Origin of the sequence: Tenacibaculum sp. L6 (genome assembly GCF_028823685.1) — a bacterium.
In the GTDB taxonomy this organism is placed as follows: Bacteria; Bacteroidota; Bacteroidia; order Flavobacteriales; family Flavobacteriaceae; genus Polaribacter.
Genome location: NZ_JAPEHZ010000013.1, coordinates 30,310 through 50,907, shown reverse-complemented (window position 1 = coordinate 50,907; position 20,598 = coordinate 30,310). Strand labels below are relative to the sequence as shown.

Here is a 20,598-nt window from a genome sequence, read left to right as displayed (position 1 = left end):
TTTTTTTTGTGCTTAATACTTGGTGCTATAGTTCGTTATTTTATTTCTTTTTTCTTTTACCTCTTCCGTTGCCTTGTCCTCTTGACTTATTTTTCTTGGAACTAGCATTGTTCTTTAATTGATGGAATTCGGCAGAACCGGGCTTGATTCCTGCTTGCTTTGCGATGTAACCCCATCCTTTATTTTTATGTTTTTTATAAATGATAATTACATTATCTATCGATCTTCTTGATAATCTAGCTATTTGTAAAGTTAAATAGATTTCTCCTGCCTTCATACCTATACTTCCTTTCATGTATTCAATTTTTCTTTCTGAAACATTATTAGAAATACTCAAATTAGTCTTAAAGGCTCCAAAGTTTAGATTAGCATCGGCATTAATAATATTCAAATCAGAATCTAATTGAGCACTTCCTGTATTAAAGGAAATTTGAGCAGAGACTGAAAAATTAAAAAATAATAAAAGGATAGTAAGTAAGTTTTTCATATTTGGGGATTTTAATTAATTGAATAGTACTAATAACTCAGTTTGTTTTTCAAAATTGTACGGTATTTAAAATAAGAATTTGACTGAACTTTTTGGAGTAGTGTTTAGGCTTTTAAGGGTACATAAAAAGAGATAATGAGAGTAAATTTGTACTCTTAAATCTTTTTAGTACAAAATTATGAAGCTTTCAATATTAGATTTATCTATCGTGCCAAAGAATGGAGATAGGCATCAAGCTTTAATGAAAAGTTTAGAGTTAGCTCAACAAGCAGATGCGTTAGGGTTTTCTCGTTTTTGGGTGGCTGAACATCATGCTGCTGGTACAGGAGCAGGACGTACGCCAGAAGTTATGATTCCGTTTATTGCTGCACAAACTAAGAATATCAAAGTAGGTTCAGGAGCTGTTTTGTTAAACCATTACAGTCCGTTTAAAGTAGCAGAAACTTTTAATAGTTTGGAAGAATTATTTCCTAAAAGGATAGACATGGGAATTGGAAGGGCTACAGGAGGACAAATAGTGGATATGGCATTGCAACGACATAGATCTGTATATCGTCAAAACATAAATGATTCAGCAGATCAATTAATAGAATTGTTACATTGGATGAATCAAGATTTTGATGCTGAAAATCCTTTTTCCGAAATTAAATCACATCACAATGGCACTACTCCAGAGTTTTGGTTGTTGGGTTCTAGTCCTTGGAGCTCTAATGCTGCTGCCGAGTTAGGTTTACGCTATGCTTTTGCAGGTTTTATAAATCCTTCAATGTCTTACGGGATAGCTCAGCATTACCATCAAAATTTCAAACCAATAGCACACGAATCAGGAAGTAGAAAACCACAATTAATGCTAGCGTTAAATGTATTTACTGCGGGAACTGAAGAAGAAGCGCATCGAATGACAGCTCCATTTCAATTGTTCGAACATCGTTTAAGAACGAAAGCCGATACTCAAAGTCTACTTGAAGATGAAGATACGGCTATAAAATTGTTAGGAGATAGGTATAAAAAACCAGAAGAACTAATAGATCCAAAACAACCACCGAAAGTTTTGGCTAGCACTCCTGAAAAATTGTACGATTGGTTAACTCAAATAGCTGAAGTTTACGGGACTGATGAAATTATGTTGCAAACTATTACAGGTAATCACGAGGCGCGACTAAAATCACAAAAACTATTAGCAGAAGTGTTTTTAAAAAAGGGTAAGTAGTTTTGAAATACACTTTTAGGTGCAGTGTTTAGGCTTTTAAGAGTATTGATAAAGAGGTAGTAAGAAATAAATTTGTAAGGTAATTAAAGTACGTTAAATAAATGAGTATGAAAACAATAATGAATTTTTTAAGTAAGATAGAGAATGTCTTATTAAGAGGGAATACTCTGACACAAAAACAACAACTAGTTCCTGTTAGAGTACGTAGTAGAAGATAATAAATGTTAAAAACAAGAATTATGAAACCATCAGAATTAGCAAAAAAGCGCTATGCAACCAAAAAATACGATAGCAGTAAAAGAATACCACAAGATAAGATTGAAGAGTTAAAAGAGGTACTGCACTTAGCACCTTCATCAATTAATATTCAACCATGGAAATTTACGTTTGTACAAAATCCAGAAGTAAAAGGTAAATTAGCTGAAGCTTCACTTCATAATACAGAAAAAGTGAATCAAGCAGATTTATTAATTGTTTTTAGTGTGGCCGAAGATTTAGATGCTTTTCAAAAAGTAGTAGATAAAGAATTGCCAACAGCTCTTAGCGATTGGTATAACAATATAAAAGCAAACATACCAGAAAACGATTTAAGAGTATGGTTAGCAAAACAAGTGTATATTGCATTAGGAGTTGCTATGAGTACTTCTATTGCATTAGGATTAGATTCTACACCGATGGAAGGTATAGAACCTGAAAAGTATATGGATATTTTAGGTATGACTGATTACAAGCCTCTTTTTGCATTATCTGTAGGTTACAGAGCAGAAGATGATCGTTATCAGCCTGAAGTGATGCCAAAATTGAGAAGACCTTATGAAGATGTAATTGAGGTTATCAATTAAACACCAGTTACTTTTTTAATAGCTAGGTATAGGATTTATGATATTTTAAATATCTTTAACGAAAAGGTATTTATACTGTGCTCACAACATTATTCTTAATTCTATACATAGCTATTATTTTTACCGTTGCGGTTGTTATTATCAATACCGCAACACCACCCAAAGCAATAGCGTACTTATTTTTACTCATTTTTTTTCCTATCGGAGGAATAATTATTTATCTAACCGTTGGAATAAATCATAGAACTTATAAGCTCTATAATAAAAAGCTCGAAGTAGATAAGGGAATTTTTATTGAACTTAAAGAACAACTAAAAAACTACACTAAAAAGACGCTATCAACTTCAAAAGTTCAATTAAAGCATTTTTACAATCTTTCTAAATTTATACATCAAGAAAATGTTTTGACAAGTAACAATAAAGTTAGTTTGTTACTAAACGGAGAACGCAAATTTCCAGAAGTTATTAAAGCATTAAAAGCAGCCAAGAATCATATACATATTGAGTATTATATCTATCAAAACGATGCTATAGGAAAACAAATTGGAGCTATTTTAAAAGAAAAAGCTATGCAAGGAGTGAAAGTACGTTTTATATACGATGATTTTGGAAGTAAAGATATTCGTAAATCATTTGTAGACTCTTTAATTGAAAGCGGTGTTGAAGCGTATCCTTTTTATAAAATAAAGTGGTTGTTGTTGGCAAACAGAATCAACTATCGAAACCATAGAAAAATTATTGTTGTTGATGGTCAAGTTGGTTTTATTGGGGGAATTAATGTTTCTGATAGGTATATAAATCCTAACAAGTTTAATTATTATTGGCGTGATACACATATAAAGATTGAAGGGTTAGCAGTGTTAAACTTACAGCGTGTTTTTTTAGCAGATTGGAACTTTTGTGCTGATCAAAATGTTATTGTTAAAGAAGAACTTTTTCCTGTTGATAAACAAGAGATTACAAGCGATCATACTCAGTTAGTACAAGTAATTTCTAGCGGACCAGATTCTGATCATCCAGATATAATGTACGCACTTATTCAGGCAATTTTATTATCAAAAAAAGAAATACTGATAACTACTCCTTATTTTGTTCCAAGAGCTTCTTTTTTAGATGCACTTAAAATAGCTAGCTTAAGTGGAGTGAATATAAAACTATTAGTGCCCAGTGTTTCAGATTCAAAATTGGTAAACGGTGTGTCTAATTCTTTTTATAAAGAAGTGTTAGAAATAGGAGTTGAGGTGTACAGGTATAAAAAAGGATTTGTACATGCAAAAACGATGATTTTTGACGAGTTAATTAGCTCTGTGGGAACTGCAAATTTAGATGAACGTAGTTTTGAACTTAATTTTGAAATTAATGCTTTGGTTTATGATAAAGAATTAGCTTTTCAGCTAAAAGAAGCCTTTTTAGAAGATTTAAAGCACAGTGAAAAAATAGATATAAAACAGTGGAATAGCAGGTCTGTTTTTATACGATTTGCAGAAAGAATAGCTCGTTTGTTAGCTCCTATTTTATAAAAAAGCTTCTCAATTTAGAGAAGCTTTTTTGATTATTCTTTGATGATAAACATCGATCCACGATTGAGTTGATGTTCTTCTTCAGAGCAGGTTGTTGAGTTTGTACAATTAATAATAGCTATTTTATAGGTTGGCTTACTTTTTGAACATTTGGGGGTAATTGATAATCCTTAAGGAGTAGTTGTGTATTTTTTCGAGGATTAATTTTGTAAAGATTATAAATACCGTAAATAAAATAAGTAAGATGAAAAAAGTGGGTTTACTATTACCTATAATCGTTTCATTAGTATTGCAATCATGTGGTAGTTTAAAGAATACAGGAAGTACAGAAGAAGTGTTTTGGGTAAGTAGCATAAAGACAGAATGTAGTGCTGGTGCGGGTAAAATGAACTGTTTAAATGTTTATAAAGGAAATAATATTGCAGAAGCAACTTGGGAGCTTTTTTATGCTCCGATTGAAGGATTTACTTTTGAAGAAGGAACCCTTCAAAAAATAAAAGTAAAAGTAGAGCGATTAAACCCTAAAGATGTGCCTGCCGATGCTTCTAGTTTAAAATATACGCTTATTGAAACAATAGAAACTCAAGTAGATATCAGAACTCATTTAGCTGGAGAATGGAATGTTACTAGCTTGTATGGAAAAGAATTGAATGAAGAAACATACATACCGAGTTTAATAATAGACTTACATAAAAACAGAATTTCAGGAAACAATAGCTGTAATAATTATACGGCTCAAATAACGAATGCTACGTCGCAAAGTTTAACGTTAGGAGCTGTGGCAACGACAAGAAAAATGTGTTTTAAAATGGATGTTGCTAATAGTTATAACAAAGCTTTAGAAGAAATTAATACCTATTTGATAAAAGGTAACAACTTGATTTTCTTTACTAAAGAAGGGGAAAAAATCGTATCTTTCACAAAATTAGCTAAAAAGGAATCAGAAGCTTTGATTGATGGAAATTGGATTGCTGTTAGAATCGAAGGCGCTCCAATTAATCGAATGGTAAAAACTCCTCGTATAAAAATTTCATTAGAAGAAATGAGGCTTTCTGGAAATAATGGATGTAATGACTACACAACACAGATTAAAGAAATTTCAGATAGCAAAATTAAAATCGGTCATATTGCTGCTACACAAAAAATGTGTAGAGACATGCAAGTAGGAAGTGATTACCTTAAAATGTTACAGAGTTCAGTTAGTTTTAAAGTGAAAGATAATTCGTTAAAGTTCTACAATAAAGAAAGTGTAGAAACAATCTTGTTTTTGAAAGTAAAGAAGTAAGGCGCTGAAAATAAATACATATCATTCTTGTTAAAAAAGAATTTAACATTCTTTTAACTTCGTTTAGTTCGGTTTGTTTCGAACTAAAATTATTTTTGCAGAGTAAATTTTTAATGAAGATGAATCAAGTAGAAAAGAAAAAATGTGAATTAGTTGAAAAGCTAGGGATCTTTTTAGAGCAAAAAGAACAAATGGCTCCTGTGGCTGCAAGAATTTTTTCGCATATCATTTTAACAGGAAAACAAGGAACAACTTTTGAAGATTTAGTGTTGGGTCTTTGCGCGAGTAAAAGTACCATTTCAACACACCTTAATCACTTACAAGATTTAAAGAAGATAACTTATTTTACTAAAACAGGAGATAGAAAAAAGTATTTTATTTTAAATAAAGATACTATGCTTCAAGGAATTAGTAAATTAGTTGAAGAATGGAAAGGAGAGAAGCAACTACACATAGAAATAAAGGCTTATAAAGAAGAAGCCAATGAAACTTTAGAAGAAGAAATCCAATTTGAACTTGGTTTTCACGATAATTTCATAGAGTTTTTAGATGGAGCAATTTCATCTATTACCAAATTAAAAGAAACAATTGTAAACCACAATCACTAATTATAAAAAAATGAGAAAAACAAGAATATACGGTATTACCATGCTTGGTATTGTTGCACTGTCTTTTACTAGTTGTAAAAAAGAGCAACAACAAGCTCCTAATCAGCAAAGGGCGTTACCTTTAGCTGTAATAGCTGTTCCTCAAAAAAATGTTACAGCATACACAAGTTATCCAACAACTATTGAAGGTACTGTTAATAGTGAAGTACGAGCAAAAGTTTCTGGTTATATCCAAAAAGTGTTGGTAGATGAAGGTCAAAAAGTTAGAAAAGGTCAAGCTTTATTCAAACTAGAAACGCAATCGTTAAGTCAAGATGCAGGAGCAGCAAAAGCAAATGTTAACGCAGCTCAGGTTGAGGTAGAAAAACTAAAGCCTTTGGTAGAAAAAAACATTATAAGTCCAGTTCAGTTAGAAACAGCAAAAGCAAAATTAGCGCAAGCTAAAAGTGCGTATAATAGTGTTGTGGCAAATATTGGTTATGCTACAGTAAGAAGTTCTGTAGATGGTTATGTAGGAGCAATTCCTTACAGAGAAGGTTCACTTGTAAGTGCTACAAATGCAAAGCCGTTAACTACCGTGGCGAGCATTAAAAAAGTGTTTGCTTACTTTTCTATGAATGAAACAGAATACTTAAATTTTCTTCAGCAAACAGAAGGTAAAACACTTCAAGAGAAAATTAAGAATTTTCCTAAGGTTGAGTTGGTTTTAGCGAACGGACAAGCCTATGAAGAAAAAGGAACGATTGAAACTGTTACAGGTCAAATTGATGCGAAAACAGGTACTGTAAGCTTTAGAGCAGTTTTTGATAACCCTAACAGGTTGTTAACTAACGGAAATAGTGGTACAATTAAAATTCCTAAGTTATATGAAAAAGCTTTAGTAGTTCCGCAATCAGCTACTTATGAGCAACAAGGACAAACGTATGTGTATAGCATTGGAGAAAACAACACAGCAAACTCGACTTTAATTACTGTTAAAGATAAAAACGACATGCTATATGTTGTTGGGTCAGGTATAAAAAAGGATGATTTAATTGTAGTTAAAGGTATTGGTAAGTTAAGAAACGGAATGCCTGTTGAACCACAAAAGGTAGCTTTCGATAGTATTGTAAAGCCTATTAAACCCCTATTTCAATAATATTTTAGATCAGTAAAATTATGTTAAAAACATTTATAGAAAGACCGGTACTATCTACCGTTATTTCAATTATCATAGTTATTCTGGGTGTTTTAGGGTACACAACTTTACCTGTTGAACAATATCCAGATATTGCACCTCCGACCATTCAGGTAAACGCAGTTTATCCTGGTGCGAGTGCTGAAACCATTTTAGAAAGTGTTATCATTCCCATAGAAGAACAAATTAATGGGGTAGAAGGAATGACTTATATGACTTCTTCTGCATCCAATAATGGTACAGCAAACATTACTGTATATTTTGATCAAAAAACAGATCCGGATATTGCGGCGGTAAACGTACAAAACCGTGTTGCTAGAGCTAACCCTTTATTACCACAAGAGGTAATTCAAACAGGGGTAACAACGCAAAAGCAACAAACATCGGCGTTAATGTTCTTGTCAGTATATTCTGAAAACGAAAATTATAACAATATAACGCAACTTTTGTTCAAAACTATTTAAAAATTAACGTTATACCAGCACTTCAAAGGGTAAATGGGGTAGGTAATGTAAACGTATTCTCTAATCAAGATTACGCAATGCGTATATGGTTAAAACCAGAGAAGTTAGCGGCGTATAATTTAGTTCCAACAGAAGTAACAGCAGCTTTAAGAGAGCAAAGTTTAGAGGCTTCTGCAGGCTCATTAGGGCAAAACGACGGACAAGCATTTTCGTATAACATTAAGTATAGCGGACGTTTTAAAACGGAAGATCAGTACGAGAATATCATTATAAAAGCATTAGATAACGGAGAGTATTTACGATTAAAAGATGTTGCTAAGATTGAATTAGATTCTCAAGGGTACGATTCGTATGGTTTTACTGAAGGATATCCTAGTGTTAACATGGGAGTTTATCAAACTGCAGGATCTAACGCACAAGAAATTATTGAGAACATCAAATCAGAGTTAAGTCGTTTGTCTCAAGATTTTCCAGAGGGAATCAAATACGAGATTAACTACGATACGAATAACTTCTTAACAGCTTCGATGAACAAGGTAAGAAATACGTTAATAGAAGCTTTCCTATTAGTGTTTTTAGTAGTATTTATTTTCTTACAAGATTTCCGTTCAACGTTAATTCCAGCAATTGCAGTGCCAGTAGCAATTGTAGGTACGTTCTTTTTCTTAAACTTATTCGGGTATTCGATTAACCTGTTAACATTATTCGCATTAGTATTAGCAATTGGTATTGTGGTAGATGATGCAATTGTAGTTGTTGAAGCGGTGCATGCTAAGATAGATGAAGGAGCTACAGATGCAAAAGCAGCAACATTAGATGCGATGCATGAAATTTCAGGAGCAATTATTTCGATTACTTTAGTAATGGCTGCGGTATTTATTCCTGTAACGTTTATTCAAGGACCAACAGGAGTATTCTACGAGCAGTTTGGTATTACACTTATTGTGGCAATTTTAATTTCAGCAGTAAACGCATTAACATTAAGTCCAGCACTTTGTGCTTTATTCTTAAAAGGACACGATGATCATGAAGATGAAAACAAAAGTTTTTTACAAAAGTTTTATGATAGATTCAACGCAGGATTCAATGCTACTACCGAACGTTACGGAAAATCATTAGCCTTCTTATACAAAAATAAATGGATAACAGGATTAATGTTAGTTCTTTCAGGAGTAGGAATTTGGTGGGCAGCTAATACAACCCCAACAGGATTTGTTCCTAGTGAAGACCGTGGTATTATTTTTATGAACGTAGAGTTACCAGCAGGTTCTTCTATGGATAGAACAAACGTGGTTACACAAGAGTTATATAAGAAAGCAAAACAAATTCCTGGTGTTAGAGGAGTAACTGTAATTAATGGTAGAAGTTTAATTAGTGGAGCAGGAACCAACTACGGTTTAGGATTTGTGAAGTTAGAAGATTGGGATAAACGTGAGGCAGACGATCAATCAGCAAATGCTATTATTGGTAAATTGTTTGGTGTCGCAGCTACAATTCCTGATGCCAATATCATTTTCTTCGCGCCACCAAGTATTCCAGGATTTGGTCTTTCAGGAGGTTTTGAAGTAAACTTGTTAGATAAATCAGGAGGAAGCTTTGAAGATTTAGATAAAACAACGCAACAGTTTATTGGTAACTTGATGAAGCATCCAGAAATTCAGTACGGTCAATCATCATTCAATACAAAATATCCTCAATACGAATTAGATATTGATGTGCCGTTGGCGAAAAAATACGGAGTTTCGATAAGTAGTATTTTCTCAACCTTACAAGGATATATTGGAGGAGTTTATGCAGCAGATTTTGCAAGGTTTGGTAAACAATACCGTGTGTATGTTCAGGCATTGCCTGAAGATCGTAGCGATGCAAATTCATTAAATGAATTATATATAAAAACAGGTAGTGGAGAAATGGCTCCAATTACACAGTTTGTAAAATTAAAAAAAGTGTATGGTCCACAATCGGTAACACGTTTTAACTTATATAACTCAACAAAAATTAACGGAGCAGCAAACCCAGGATATAGTACAGGTGATGCGATTGCTGTTGTAAATGAAGAAATTAAAAACTTACCAAGTAATTATGAAGTTGCTTACTCTGGTTTATCTCGTGAAGAGGTGAGTGCAGGTAACCAAACAGTAGTGATTTTCTTATTAGTTATCGTTTTCGTTTACTTTTTATTAGCAGCACAATACGAAAGTTACATTTTACCATTAGCAGTAATTTTCTCGTTACCTTTAGGTGTATTCGGAGCATTTTTCTCAACAAAAGTAATGGGCTTAGAAAACAACATCTATTTCCAAATTGCATTGATTATGCTGGTAGGACTCTTGGCAAAAAATGCAATTCTGATTGTAGAATTCGCAGTACAGCGAAGAAGACATGGAGAAAGTATAGTAGATGCAGCTATTCATGGAGCAAAAGCACGTTTACGTCCGATTTTAATGACCTCATTTGCGTTTATCTTAGGGTTAATGCCATTAGTATTAGCAAAAGGAGTGGGAGCAGAAGGAAACAACTCTATCGGAACGGGTGCAGCAGGAGGAATGTTAATTGGAACAATTTTAGGAGTATTTGTAATTCCTATTTTATTCATCCTTTTCCAATGGTTGCAAGAAAAAGTATCAAGTAAACCAGCTGTTATTGAAACTAAAGAAGATTAATTATGAAGTTTATAAATAAAACCTTGGTTGTAGTCGTAATGGCTACAACCTTACAAAGTTGTTTTGTTGCAAAAGATTATGCACGTCCTGAGCTAAAAGAAACAGAACACTTGTATCGTACCGATAATTTACCACAAGATAGTCTTTCAATGGCAGATGTGTCTTGGAGAGATATGTTTGTAGATGCTCATTTAAAGCAATACATTGATGAAGGTTTACAAAATAACCTTGATATTCGTGTAGCCATACAACAAATGGCTGCTGCAGAAGCTTATATGAAGCAAGGTAAAGCAGGGTATTTGCCTACTTTAAGTGCTGATGGATCTGTATCTCGAAATTATTTTTCAAAAGGGAGTCAGACAGGAAGACAAATAGAAGCTTCAGGTTTAGATGTCGATCATTTTGATCAGTTTAGTTTAGCAGCTAATCTTTCTTGGGAAGCAGATATCTGGGGAAAAATACGCAGTAACAAAAGAGCAGGAAAAGCTGGTTATTTACAAAGTGTAGCAGCTCACCAAGCAGTTAAAACCAAGTTGGTTTCAGCTATAGCATCTACATATTATCAGTTAGTAGCATTAGATGCGCAGTTAGAAATTACTGAACAAACTATTGAAACTAGAGAGAGTAGTGTAAGTACCATTAAAGAACTGAAAAATGCTGGACAAGTAACACAGGTTGCTGTAGATCAGAATATAGCTCAGTACAATAAAGCAAAAGCTTTAAAAGTTGATTTAGAAGCTGCAATTTTCAAAACAGAAAATACGTTAAATTTATTATTAGGTAGAACCTCTGTAGTTATTGAAAGAAGTAAGTTAGATCAGCAAGAGCTTAATGCGGCTATTAACCTTGGAGTACCGGCTACATTATTAAGCAACCGACCAGATGTGATGGCTGCCGAATATGGCTTAATCAATGCTTTTGAAATGACGAATGTGGCAAAAAGTAACTTTTATCCGTCGTTAACCGTAACTGCAAATGGTGGTTTCCAAAGTTTAGAGTTAGATGAGTTGATAAGTGCAAATTCGTTGTTTGCTAATATTGTAGGCGGATTAACTCAGCCAATTTTCAATCAAAGAAAAATTAGAACGCAACACGAAGTAGCAAAAGCACAACAAGAACAAGCATTGTTAAACTTTAAGAAAACATTGTTAACAGCAGGTAACGAGGTTTCTAATGCACTTTTCGATTATAACGCAGAAACAGAAAAGTTCGAGTATAGAAAAAATGAAGTTGAAGCATTGCGTAGAGCAGAAGTAAATTCTGAAGAATTATTGAAAAACGGATATGCAAACTATTTAGATTTATTAACAGCGAGAGAAAGTGCATTGAATGCTGAGTTAAATGTTATCAATAACAAATTAAATCAGTTGTTAAGCGTTGTAAATTTATACGAAGCGTTAGGAGGCGGTTGGAAGTAAGATCGTTTTTATTATGAGTAATAGGAAAAAACTAATCGATGTAGCTAAAGAAAAATTTATAGCTTTTGGTAGTAAACATACTACAATGGATGAAATAGCCGAGTTACTCGGAATATCCAAAAAGACAATCTATACTTGTTTTTCATCCAAAGAAGAATTGATTATAGAAAGTATCAGAGCGCTAATAAATGAATTTAAAATTGATGTAGAACCTATCCTTAACTCTAATGAATCAGCTTTAAATAAAGTAATAGCGATTTACGAAGTAATTTTTAAATACGTAGTAAAATTTAAACCGTCGTTTCTTTTCGGATTAAGAAAGTATTATCCTAATGCCTACGATGCATATAAAGAAATTACTGTAGATGTAGTTTCTACAGATATAATGAGGTTACTTGAAGAAGCTAAAGTGAATGGAGAAATAAGACCAGATGTAGACCTTGAGTTATTTAGTAAGCTATATTTAAGTGATTTAGAACGTCGTTTGTTTGATGCCGATAATTTGTTTGACAATTATCCAAAAGAAGTATTATTAGAATATATGATTGTTAATAATTTAAACTCTTTAAAACCTACCACTAAATAGGGATATAAGTTTGTGGTTTTTAAGAAGTGTCATGGAGTTTTAAAACTTATGGCACTTCTTTTTTTGGGTAAAAATGATATTTTAAAAATAATTATTTTTGATGTTTTAGATGGCCATTAAGTAAATGAAAGAAATAATAATAGAGTATCAACTTACAAAACCGAAAGATTTCTTTATAGAATGAGGTAAACCTTAACTGTAGAAATCAAAGGAACTGAGCTTGTTTTTAAGGAAGAACTAGGTGAAGGAAGGATTAAATACATAGAAGTGCAAGAAGGTTTATGGGCGCAGCAAATAGATTATATTTTACATGACGATATAGTTTTGTTTCGAATTCCTAAAAGCACAAATGATTTCTTTTTAGTTGATTTCTATTTGTCAGACACAGAAATAATAAGATGTGCAGAAGGAAAAACGTTTAAACAAAGTTTTGAAAATGTAAATATGGTATTGAGTTCTTCTACTACTGCATCAAAAGCGTTATTGCCTAAAAACAAAAGAATAAAAGCTTTCAATATTCTCATTTCTAAAGAGTGGTTATTTAAAAACGTATTAGACGATCATGATAGTTTACGAGGCTTTTTTAGTTGTAATAGCCCAATATACTTATGAGAAAATTTAGATTATAAACTCAAAGAGTTATTAAAGAAAATTGATTTAAACCAAAATAATAGGTTAACATCAATTTCTAACATTATACAAATTGTCGATTACTTATTTATTCGTTTTGGAGACAGACCTTTAAAAGAAGGGAAGCAAAACATACATCCAAACGATTTACAGCAGTTAATGAAGGTAAGAAAGGTGTTAGATACAAACCCGGAAAAAGAAATTTTGTTAAACGATCTTTCAGGTATTGCAGGAATGAGTTTATCTAAGTTTAAGCGTCTTTTTAAACAAGTTTTAGGAACAACACCGTATAAATATCACCTTAAAAACAAAATGGAAAAAGCGATGGAAACCCTTCAACAAGGTAACTATTCTGTGTCTGAAACAGGTTTTTTAATGGGCTATTCTAATTTAAGTCAGTTTTCAAAAGCGTTTAAAAATCACTTCGGAATTTTACCTAGCGAAGTAAGCATATAAACTTACCTAAAACTCCAGTTTTTATAATTAGCAGAAGCCTCTAGTTTATTTTCTAAATCATCTGGAAGTTCAGGAAAAAAGTCAATCCCTGTTTTTTGCTCTAATTCATCAATAGAAACTACAAAATCAGAAAGAGGTTTATTACTGTCTTTATGTGGAACTAAAAAAGCAATGGCTTTCACTTCAGGCTCTGTATAATCTAATAAAACTTTGTAAAAATAGTTGGGAACGCTTACGTTTTCCTTTCCAATAGTTTTCAAGTTAGGTTCTAAAACTCCCCCAGTAACAACATACAAATGGTTATATTTTTTAGCCCAATAACGAGTTTTTTGTTCTAGTTTGTTCCAAATACCAGCGTTAAATTCATGGTTTTGAGGAGAGATATTAGAGGTGTAAAAGGTTTCATCATGTGCTTTTTGTGAAGCGCGTCTATCTCCTGCAGGACATAAATGCCCTTTGTCGTAACCAGATTTTTTATAATTTCTCCAATCAGCAGATTTGGTTTTTACTTTAGGATCTTCTATGAAAAACGGACGTTTATAGTTAGTGTAAACAATATCACTTTTATCTAAAGTGTAAGCAACCCATTCAGCTTGTTCGTGTTGTTCACTATAAGATAATTGATAGCCATTATGTTTAATAATAGCCCCAGTTGTAGAAGTTGGAAAATAATTAAAGTTGTTTGATTCACTTTTAGTTGTTTCGGTTGAAAATTGAGATGAGGTGCTTACCTCTTCTTTTTGCTGTAACCAGTAGCCAACAAGCAAAGCAATAATTGTAACAACTACTTTTATTTTCCTGGAATTACTCATTATTTATCTGAAACAAGTTCTTTGTTTAATACGATTTCTTTAAAGTCTGCTGTTTTTTCAACTTCATTAAAAATTTCTTGAAATTTAGCAGGAGGTACTGTTAATTTACGTTTCACTAAGTCTAACCAAGCACCATAAACAGTAATAATAGCAGATAGTTTTCCAGCTTCGTTAAAAACTTCATGTTGAATTTTCCAACGTTCACCTTTACTAGACAATCCTGTAACTTTTAAGTTCACAGTAATATCTTCTCCCATGTGAATTTCTCTTAAAAACTTGGTGTTTTCTTCAAATAAAATAGGTCCTACATTTTCTTTTGTAAAATCTTGAACCGTAATAGTATGCTCCTTAAAAAAACGTAAACGTAATTCAGCTGCATAATCGTTGTATGCGGTATGACGCATGTGTATGTTGGCATCAAAATCTGCCCATCGTGTTTTAAATTGTACACTAAAACTCATATCTAAAATTTTAATCGTAGGGCGATAGCCAAGAGTTAATTCCCTGAGGCTTGCCTCGAAATACATAAATAGTTTTCATCAATCAACTTATGGTGATACCTTGTGATAATTGATGAATGCGAAAGTACAAATTTTTAAGCTTTCACGTCTAAAGCATCTCGAAGTGTGTTTCCAATAAGCATAAATGCCATTACTAAACTCATGATTGCTAGTCCAGGGATAATAGCTAAATACGGCTTTCCAAGAATAATGTAATTGTAGTGGTTTTTAATCATAGCTCCCCAAGAAGGAGTAGGAGGTTGTGCTCCGATACCTAAGAAACTTAAGCCGCTTTCAATCAAAATAGCGGCAGCAAAATTAGCAGCAGATATTACAATAATTGGTGCTAAAATATTGGGTAAAATATGCTTGAAAATAATTCTAAAATCAGAAAAACCCAAGGCTTTAGCGGCTTCAACATATTGTTGTTGTTTAGTAGTAATTACTTGACCTCTAACTACACGTGCAACTTCTACCCACATAGTTAAACCTACAGCAATAAATACTTGCCAAAAACCTTTTCCTAAAGCCAGTGTGATTGCAATTACCAATAAAAGTGTTGGGATAGACCAAGTAATGTTGATAATCCACATGATAAAATCGTCTATTTTTCCGCCAAAATACCCTGCGATAGCTCCGATAGGAATTCCGATGACAAGAGAAATAAAAACGGCGATAAAACCGATAAAAAACGAAATTCTAGCTCCGATTAGTAATCTGCTCAATAAATCGCGTCCGTATTTATCGGTGCCTAAGTAAAATGTTTTTTCTTGAATGTATTTTTTGTAAGCTGCAGGAAAGTCCTTTGGCAAACCATCTGCATACTTAATTACTTCTAGTTGATTATTTTTAACTGAGTGTGATTGTATCGGAATTTCAGTTGCCGATTGTTCTTTTCCGTTCATAAAAACTGAAAACCACGACTGCTGACTTTTACTTTCAGAAGGGATGCTCAACATTTGAACAGAAAAACCTGGAGGCTTAGAATGAATTTCTAAATGCATTTGGTTAGCGGAGTTACTGTTGTCTGGAGCTAAAATATAGCAGAAAACAGCTACTAATCCACAAAAAATAATAAACCAAAAGCTAAACATTCCTGTTTTACTACGTTTAAATTTTTGGATGGCTATTTGCCACAAAGATGTGCTTGCGTTACTATTCACTCTTTTTAAATTCTTTCAAATTATTGATGTCAATACTCGACGGATTTTGAAAAACTTCTAAATCAAAATATTTAACAGAAGCTAAGATATGGTCAAAAATATTCGCCATTACACGCTCGTAATCTTGCCATACTTTTTCTCTACTAAACGCATAAATTTCTAACGGAATTCCATTAGGCGTAGGTTCTAGTTGACGAGACATGAGCAACATGTCTTGGTTAATTTTTGGATGATTTTGAATATAATGATCTAAATAAATTCGGAAAGTTCCAAAATTGGTCAGGTTTCTACCGTTTAGCAACACTGATTTGTCAACGTTGTGTTCCTCATTGTATTTTTTTATTTCCTCACTGCTTTTTGTAATGTAATCAGAAATTAATTCAATTTTTTTAAAGCGTTCGATATCTTCATCAGTAAGAAAATGAATACTGTTTATTTTAATTAAAATAGCTCGTTTAATACGTCTACCTCCAGAGCTATTCATCGTTCGCCAGTTTTTGAACGAATCGGATGTTAGGTAATAGGTTGGGATGCTGGAAATGGTATTGTCAAAATTTCTAATAATTACTGAAGTTAAGTTAATTTCAACAACATCACCATCAGCACCGTATTTTTCCATAGTAATCCAATCACCAATTCTAACAGTATCGTTAACCGCTACCTGAATACTTGATACAAAACCAAGAATAGTATCTTTAAAAACTAATAAAAGAACTGCTGAAAAAGCTCCTAAAGCAGTTAAAAAACGAATTAGAGGTTTACCTGTTAAAACTGAAAAAGATGAAATGGCTGCAATAAGCCATAACACAATCATAAAGATCTGTACATAGCTTTCTAAAGGTTTGTCTTTAAAAGCTTCAGTGGTGCGTAAAAAATCTTTAATCGTTAATAAAATACTACGGATAAACCAGATGATGGCAAAAATGATTCCGATAGTCGTAATACGTTCTGCGTAGGTAAACAAGTTAGGGAAATCAACAAGAATTTCTTTCAGCAGATTATAAATCAGTATGAAAATAATAATTCTTGTTAAGTTTAAAAAAGTCCTGTTTTTAATTAGTAAATCATCAAAAGTAGTAGATGTTTTATTCGCCATTTTGCGAATAGCTTTTCTACCAAAGTATCTGAAAGCCTTAAAAAGGATATACCCTAATAGAGTAAGTACCAAAAGGTTTGCTAAAAGATTAAGGTATATTAAAGTGGTTTCAGAAAGAGAAAAATGCTCTTTAAAAATTCTATAAAAATACTTGTTTAACATAGTAGTACAAGGTTGTTAATCTGTTATTTCTTCGCCAACTTTTAATCCAAATTTTCTTCGGAACCAATACACCACAATGTATAAAACAGGGGTGTCTAAGGCAGCTATAATTACTTTAAATAAAAATCCACTTAGTAAAAGACTTCCAAAGATATTCCAAGGAAGAATTTTAAAAGAACTTAGTAAAAATAATACGGTAAAAGTATCTATAAATTGTGATAAAAAAGTAGAGAAGTTGTTACGAAGCCATAAATGTTTTCCTTTGGTTAAATTCTTCCAAAAATGAAAGATTCGGATATCTATAAATTGAGCAGCTAAATAAGCTAGCATTGAAGCTAAAACAGCTAATGGAGATAACCCAAAAACTTTTGTAAACGTACCATTGTCAATAGGAGAATTATGTATGGCAGGTGTATAATCGGCTACTAGAATAATAAGCATAGAAAAAAAGGAGGCAAAAATACCAGCGATTACTACTTGGTTGGCTTTTTTCTTTCCGTAAATTTCCGATAAAATATCAGTAATTAAAAAAGTAATAGGATAAGGAAGGATACCTACCGAAACCTCAAAACGGAACAAATTAAAAGGTTCCCAATAAAAAAACTTCTGAAAAATTAAATTCGAAGTTACTAAAGATGCAATAAATAAAGCTGCTAAAACTAAGTAAATAAGTTGTGCTTGATTTTTTTGTCGTGCCGTCATAAAACGAAGATAGTAATTTTAAAAATTGTATGTTTGCATCGTTAAACAAACAACAAAATAAATACATGAAGGCATATATTTTTCCAGGTCAAGGAGCACAATTTACAGGAATGGGATTAGATTTATACGAAAATTCACCATTAGCTCAAGAACTTTTTGAAAAAGCAAATACTATATTAGGATTTAGTATTACTGATGTAATGTTTGAAGGTACTGCTGAAGAATTAAAACAAACAAAAGTAACGCAACCAGCTATCTTTTTACATTCGGTAATTTTAGCTAAGGTTTTAGGTGATGATTTCAAGCCAGAAATGGTAGCAGGTCACTCATTAGGAGAATTGTCTGCATTAGTAGCTAATGGAGTATTATCTTTTGAAGATGGATTAAGATTAGTTTCTAAACGTGCTTTAGCAATGCAAAAAGCTTGTGAAATTCAACCATCAACTATGGCTGCTGTTTTAGGATTAGAAGACAAAGTTGTGGAAGATACTTGTGCTGAAATTGATGGCGTAGTAGTAGCAGCAAATTACAATTGTCCAGGTCAATTAGTAATTTCTGGAGAAGTTGAAGCAGTTGAAAAAGCATGTGCAGCATTAACAGAAAAAGGAGCAAAAAGAGCGTTAGTGTTACCAGTTGGAGGAGCATTCCACTCACCAATGATGGAGCCTGCTCGTGAAGAGTTAGCAGCAGCAATTGAAGAAACTACGTTTAACGAGCCTATTTGCCCAGTATATCAAAATGTAGTAGCTAAGGCTGTAACAAATCCTGCGGAAATTAAAGAAAACTTAATCGCACAGTTAACAGCACCAGTAAAATGGACACAGTGTGTACAAGCAATGGTTGCTGACGGTGGTACAGAGTTTATAGAAGTAGGTCCTGGTAAAGTATTACAAGGCTTAATGCGTAAGATTGATAGAAACGTAGCAGCTAGCGGAGCTAGTTTTGAAGCGTAATCAAATTTTATATAAAAGTAAAAAGCGAACTCATTTGAGTTCGCTTTTTTTATGATTGTAATTCAGAATCTTTAATGTCTAAGGTTCTTGAAATTTGGTGTTCTTTTGGTGCTAAGAGAATCATATAGATTAATAAAATTACTCCTAACAGTAAAAAGTCAGGTTTTAAAAATAAAATTATAAAACAAGCTCCTTCAATAACAGCCCATCTTACGATTGAAGCTGTTTGATAAATCGCAAGTTTTTCTTCATTACTAGCCTCTCTTTTTACATTTTTCAACATGTTTTTAAATAAGAAATTACTAAAAACATAGGCAATTGCAGGAATGAAAGCATATAACAAAGAAGAATTATCAATAACCATTTTGAAAATGTTTTCAAAATCTCCTAAAATAAAATACGCCAAAGTAATTCCTGCTACTAAAGATAAATGAATAAATTTTAATGTTTTAATTTTCTGTTTCATAGTTTATTGCTTTTAAAAATAACAACTTCCTAGGAGGTGTTCATAGGAAGTAGTTTTAAGTATTTCGAGGCAAGCCTTAGGGAATTAAATCCTTGGCTATCGCCCTGCGATTAAATAAAATCGTTAATAGTTTTCGTAATAAAAGCTAATTGTTCTTCATCTAATTCTGTATGCATAGGTAACGAAATTACTTCATCAATTAATTGATTGGTAACTGTAAAATCAGCTTCATTGTATCTGTCATCTTGATATGCTTTTTGGGCATGTAATGGTACAGGGTAATAGATAGCATTAGGAATTCCGTTATCTAATAAATGTTGGTGTAATTCATCACGTTTTCCGTTAGTAATTTTCAAAGTATATTGATGGAAAACATGCGTAGTAAAATCACTAATGGTTGGTGTAATGATATTAGGATTGTTAGCAAAAGCATTTGAGTAATATTCCGCTGCTTTTCTACGAGCATCACAATAACTATCTAATAAAGGTAGCTTCGCTTTTAACACTGCTGCTTGAATAGAATCTAAACGAGAGTTCACTCCAACTACGTCGTGGTAATAACGTTTGTACATTCCGTGGTTTACCATTCCTCGAAGTGTGTGTGCTAATTCATCATCATTAGTAAAAATAGCACCACCATCACCATAACATCCTAAGTTTTTAGAAGGGAAGAAAGAAGTGGTTCCAACATTACCCATTGTACCTGCTTTCTTTTTAGTTCCGTCTGTAAAAGTATAATCAGCGCCAATAGCTTGTGCATTATCTTCAATTACAAATAAGTTATGTGCTTCAGCAACTTCAAGAACAGCTTCCATATTTGCACATTGTCCAAACAAATGTACAGGAACAATTGCCTTTGTTTTAGGTGTAATCGCCTTTTTTAAAGCTTCAATATCAATGTTAAAGGTGTCTGGTTCAACATCAACTAAAACAGGAGTTAATTTTAATAAACCAATTACTTCTACAGTAGCAGCAAAGGTAAAATCGGCAGTAATAACTTCATCACCTGGTTCTAAACCTAAGCCCATCATGGCAATTTGCAAGGCATCTGTACCGTTAGCACATGGAATTACGTGCTTAACACCTAAATATTTTTCTAAATCTGCTTGAAACTCATGAACATATGGTCCGTTAATATATGCTGAAGTATTTAAAACCTCTTGGATAGAAGCATCAACCGTATCTTTTATTTTTTGATATTGACTTTGTAAGTCAACCATTTGAATTTTTCTCATTGAACATGATTTTTATAAGCATCAAAAATACAAACAATCTTTCATTGTTTTAAATCTTTAAGGAAAATTATAAAAGTCACGTTTTATTTATGAGAACGGGTGTTTTGTGGTATATTTAATGAGCAGAAAACAACAACAAAAATCACAAATTTTCGTTCTGTAG

General features: G+C 32.6%; 19 protein-coding genes and 1 pseudogene. 12 read left to right on the top strand and 8 right to left on the bottom strand.

The window, feature by feature from the left end; all coding sequences use genetic code 11:
* Nucleotides 1–40: 40 nt before the first annotated feature.
* Complete coding sequence (locus tag OU788_RS04415) at nucleotides 41–487, bottom strand: hypothetical protein (protein WP_274634039.1); 447 nt, start codon at nucleotides 485–487, stop codon at nucleotides 41–43.
* Between the two features lie 178 nt (nucleotides 488–665).
* On the opposite strand from OU788_RS04415, the gene OU788_RS04410 reads away from it, so the two are divergent.
* The 11 genes and pseudogenes from OU788_RS04410 to OU788_RS04360 all read left to right on the top strand — a co-directional run bounded on the left by OU788_RS04410 (nucleotide 666) and on the right by OU788_RS04360 (nucleotide 13,346).
* Nucleotides 666–1,697, top strand: coding sequence for an MsnO8 family LLM class oxidoreductase (locus OU788_RS04410; protein ID WP_274634038.1), 1,032 nt, complete (start codon nucleotides 666–668; stop codon nucleotides 1,695–1,697).
* A gap of 239 nt (nucleotides 1,698–1,936) precedes the next feature.
* Entirely contained in the window at nucleotides 1,937–2,539 is a 603-nt protein-coding gene (locus OU788_RS04405) for a nitroreductase family protein (RefSeq protein ID WP_274634037.1), read from the top strand.
* A 77-nt stretch (nucleotides 2,540–2,616) separates the two neighbouring features.
* Nucleotides 2,617–4,059 (top strand): cardiolipin synthase, encoded by a 1,443-nt coding sequence (cls, locus tag OU788_RS04400; RefSeq protein ID WP_274634036.1) that lies wholly within the window; start codon nucleotides 2,617–2,619, stop codon nucleotides 4,057–4,059.
* Between the two features lie 244 nt (nucleotides 4,060–4,303).
* Entirely contained in the window at nucleotides 4,304–5,344 is a 1,041-nt protein-coding gene (locus OU788_RS04395; RefSeq protein ID WP_274634035.1) for an META domain-containing protein, read from the top strand.
* A 119-nt stretch (nucleotides 5,345–5,463) separates the two neighbouring features.
* A complete protein-coding gene (locus OU788_RS04390; protein ID WP_446751476.1) occupies nucleotides 5,464–5,952 on the top strand; it encodes a GbsR/MarR family transcriptional regulator in 489 nt (162 codons plus the stop codon).
* 10 nt (nucleotides 5,953–5,962) lie between these two features.
* Nucleotides 5,963–7,090 carry an efflux RND transporter periplasmic adaptor subunit gene (locus OU788_RS04385; protein ID WP_274634033.1) on the top strand — a complete coding sequence of 376 codons (1,128 nt, stop codon included), beginning with the start codon at nucleotides 5,963–5,965 and terminating at the stop codon, nucleotides 7,088–7,090.
* Between the two features lie 20 nt (nucleotides 7,091–7,110).
* A pseudogene (locus tag OU788_RS04380) lies at nucleotides 7,111–10,256 on the top strand (efflux RND transporter permease subunit).
* A gap of 2 nt (nucleotides 10,257–10,258) precedes the next feature.
* The gene (locus OU788_RS04375; protein ID WP_274634032.1) at nucleotides 10,259–11,674 is read left to right on the top strand and encodes an efflux transporter outer membrane subunit; all 1,416 of its coding nucleotides are present in this window, start codon (nucleotides 10,259–10,261) and stop codon (nucleotides 11,672–11,674) included.
* Between the two features lie 13 nt (nucleotides 11,675–11,687).
* The gene (locus OU788_RS04370; RefSeq protein ID WP_274634031.1) at nucleotides 11,688–12,260 is read left to right on the top strand and encodes a TetR/AcrR family transcriptional regulator; all 573 of its coding nucleotides are present in this window, start codon (nucleotides 11,688–11,690) and stop codon (nucleotides 12,258–12,260) included.
* 267 nt (nucleotides 12,261–12,527) lie between these two features.
* Complete coding sequence (locus tag OU788_RS04365; protein ID WP_274634030.1) at nucleotides 12,528–12,872, top strand: hypothetical protein; 345 nt, start codon at nucleotides 12,528–12,530, stop codon at nucleotides 12,870–12,872.
* Nucleotides 12,873–13,049: 177 nt separating this feature from the next.
* The gene (locus tag OU788_RS04360; RefSeq protein WP_274634029.1) at nucleotides 13,050–13,346 is read left to right on the top strand and encodes a helix-turn-helix domain-containing protein; all 297 of its coding nucleotides are present in this window, start codon (nucleotides 13,050–13,052) and stop codon (nucleotides 13,344–13,346) included.
* A 2-nt stretch (nucleotides 13,347–13,348) separates the two neighbouring features.
* Here OU788_RS04360 and OU788_RS04355 read toward each other — a convergent pair whose 3' ends face one another.
* From OU788_RS04355 to OU788_RS04335, 5 genes are all read right to left on the bottom strand, one after another.
* Nucleotides 13,349–14,158 carry a DNA/RNA non-specific endonuclease gene (locus tag OU788_RS04355; protein WP_274634028.1) on the bottom strand — a complete coding sequence of 270 codons (810 nt, stop codon included), beginning with the start codon at nucleotides 14,156–14,158 and terminating at the stop codon, nucleotides 13,349–13,351.
* A complete protein-coding gene (locus tag OU788_RS04350; RefSeq protein WP_274634027.1) occupies nucleotides 14,158–14,619 on the bottom strand; it encodes an acyl-CoA thioesterase in 462 nt (153 codons plus the stop codon). The genes OU788_RS04355 and OU788_RS04350 overlap by 1 nt, the downstream gene beginning before the upstream one ends.
* A 134-nt stretch (nucleotides 14,620–14,753) precedes the next feature.
* Nucleotides 14,754–15,821 (bottom strand): ABC transporter permease, encoded by a 1,068-nt coding sequence (locus OU788_RS04345; protein ID WP_274634026.1) that lies wholly within the window; start codon nucleotides 15,819–15,821, stop codon nucleotides 14,754–14,756.
* Nucleotides 15,814–17,079 (bottom strand): mechanosensitive ion channel family protein, encoded by a 1,266-nt coding sequence (locus OU788_RS04340; protein WP_274634025.1) that lies wholly within the window; start codon nucleotides 17,077–17,079, stop codon nucleotides 15,814–15,816. The genes OU788_RS04345 and OU788_RS04340 overlap by 8 nt, the downstream gene beginning before the upstream one ends.
* 15 nt (nucleotides 17,080–17,094) lie before the next feature.
* Nucleotides 17,095–17,781, bottom strand: a complete 687-nt coding sequence (locus tag OU788_RS04335) for a queuosine precursor transporter (protein ID WP_274634024.1) — start codon at nucleotides 17,779–17,781, stop codon at nucleotides 17,095–17,097.
* Between the two features lie 65 nt (nucleotides 17,782–17,846).
* Here OU788_RS04335 and fabD point away from each other — a divergent pair, with 65 nt between their 5' ends.
* Complete coding sequence (gene fabD, locus OU788_RS04330; RefSeq protein ID WP_274634023.1) at nucleotides 17,847–18,734, top strand: ACP S-malonyltransferase; 888 nt, start codon at nucleotides 17,847–17,849, stop codon at nucleotides 18,732–18,734.
* A gap of 49 nt (nucleotides 18,735–18,783) precedes the next feature.
* Here fabD and OU788_RS04325 read toward each other — a convergent pair whose 3' ends face one another.
* Both OU788_RS04325 and OU788_RS04320 read right to left on the bottom strand, forming a co-directional pair.
* Entirely contained in the window at nucleotides 18,784–19,200 is a 417-nt protein-coding gene (locus OU788_RS04325) for an MFS transporter (protein ID WP_274634022.1), read from the bottom strand.
* Between the two features lie 110 nt (nucleotides 19,201–19,310).
* Nucleotides 19,311–20,435, bottom strand: a complete 1,125-nt coding sequence (locus OU788_RS04320; RefSeq protein ID WP_274634021.1) for a DegT/DnrJ/EryC1/StrS family aminotransferase — start codon at nucleotides 20,433–20,435, stop codon at nucleotides 19,311–19,313.
* Nucleotides 20,436–20,598: the final 163 nt, after the last annotated feature.

Coding starts and splice junctions, on each gene's coding strand:
- OU788_RS04410 (WP_274634038.1), top strand. CDS start 666: ATGAAGCTTTCAATATTAGATTTATCTATCGTGCCAAAGAATGGAGAT.
- OU788_RS04385 (WP_274634033.1), top strand. CDS start 5,963: ATGAGAAAAACAAGAATATACGGTATTACCATGCTTGGTATTGTTGCA.
- OU788_RS04395 (WP_274634035.1), top strand. CDS start 4,304: ATGAAAAAAGTGGGTTTACTATTACCTATAATCGTTTCATTAGTATTG.
- OU788_RS04325 (WP_274634022.1), bottom strand. CDS start 19,200: ATGAAACAGAAAATTAAAACATTAAAATTTATTCATTTATCTTTAGTA.
- OU788_RS04390 (WP_446751476.1), top strand. CDS start 5,464: ATGAATCAAGTAGAAAAGAAAAAATGTGAATTAGTTGAAAAGCTAGGG.
- OU788_RS04370 (WP_274634031.1), top strand. CDS start 11,688: ATGAGTAATAGGAAAAAACTAATCGATGTAGCTAAAGAAAAATTTATA.
- OU788_RS04350 (WP_274634027.1), bottom strand. CDS start 14,619: ATGAGTTTTAGTGTACAATTTAAAACACGATGGGCAGATTTTGATGCC.
- OU788_RS04320 (WP_274634021.1), bottom strand. CDS start 20,435: ATGAGAAAAATTCAAATGGTTGACTTACAAAGTCAATATCAAAAAATA.
- OU788_RS04415 (WP_274634039.1), bottom strand. CDS start 487: ATGAAAAACTTACTTACTATCCTTTTATTATTTTTTAATTTTTCAGTC.
- OU788_RS04355 (WP_274634028.1), bottom strand. CDS start 14,158: ATGAGTAATTCCAGGAAAATAAAAGTAGTTGTTACAATTATTGCTTTG.
- OU788_RS04375 (WP_274634032.1), top strand. CDS start 10,259: ATGAAGTTTATAAATAAAACCTTGGTTGTAGTCGTAATGGCTACAACC.
- OU788_RS04335 (WP_274634024.1), bottom strand. CDS start 17,781: ATGACGGCACGACAAAAAAATCAAGCACAACTTATTTACTTAGTTTTA.
- OU788_RS04405 (WP_274634037.1), top strand. CDS start 1,937: ATGAAACCATCAGAATTAGCAAAAAAGCGCTATGCAACCAAAAAATAC.
- OU788_RS04340 (WP_274634025.1), bottom strand. CDS start 17,079: ATGTTAAACAAGTATTTTTATAGAATTTTTAAAGAGCATTTTTCTCTT.
- fabD (WP_274634023.1), top strand. CDS start 17,847: ATGAAGGCATATATTTTTCCAGGTCAAGGAGCACAATTTACAGGAATG.
- OU788_RS04360 (WP_274634029.1), top strand. CDS start 13,050: ATGAAGGTAAGAAAGGTGTTAGATACAAACCCGGAAAAAGAAATTTTG.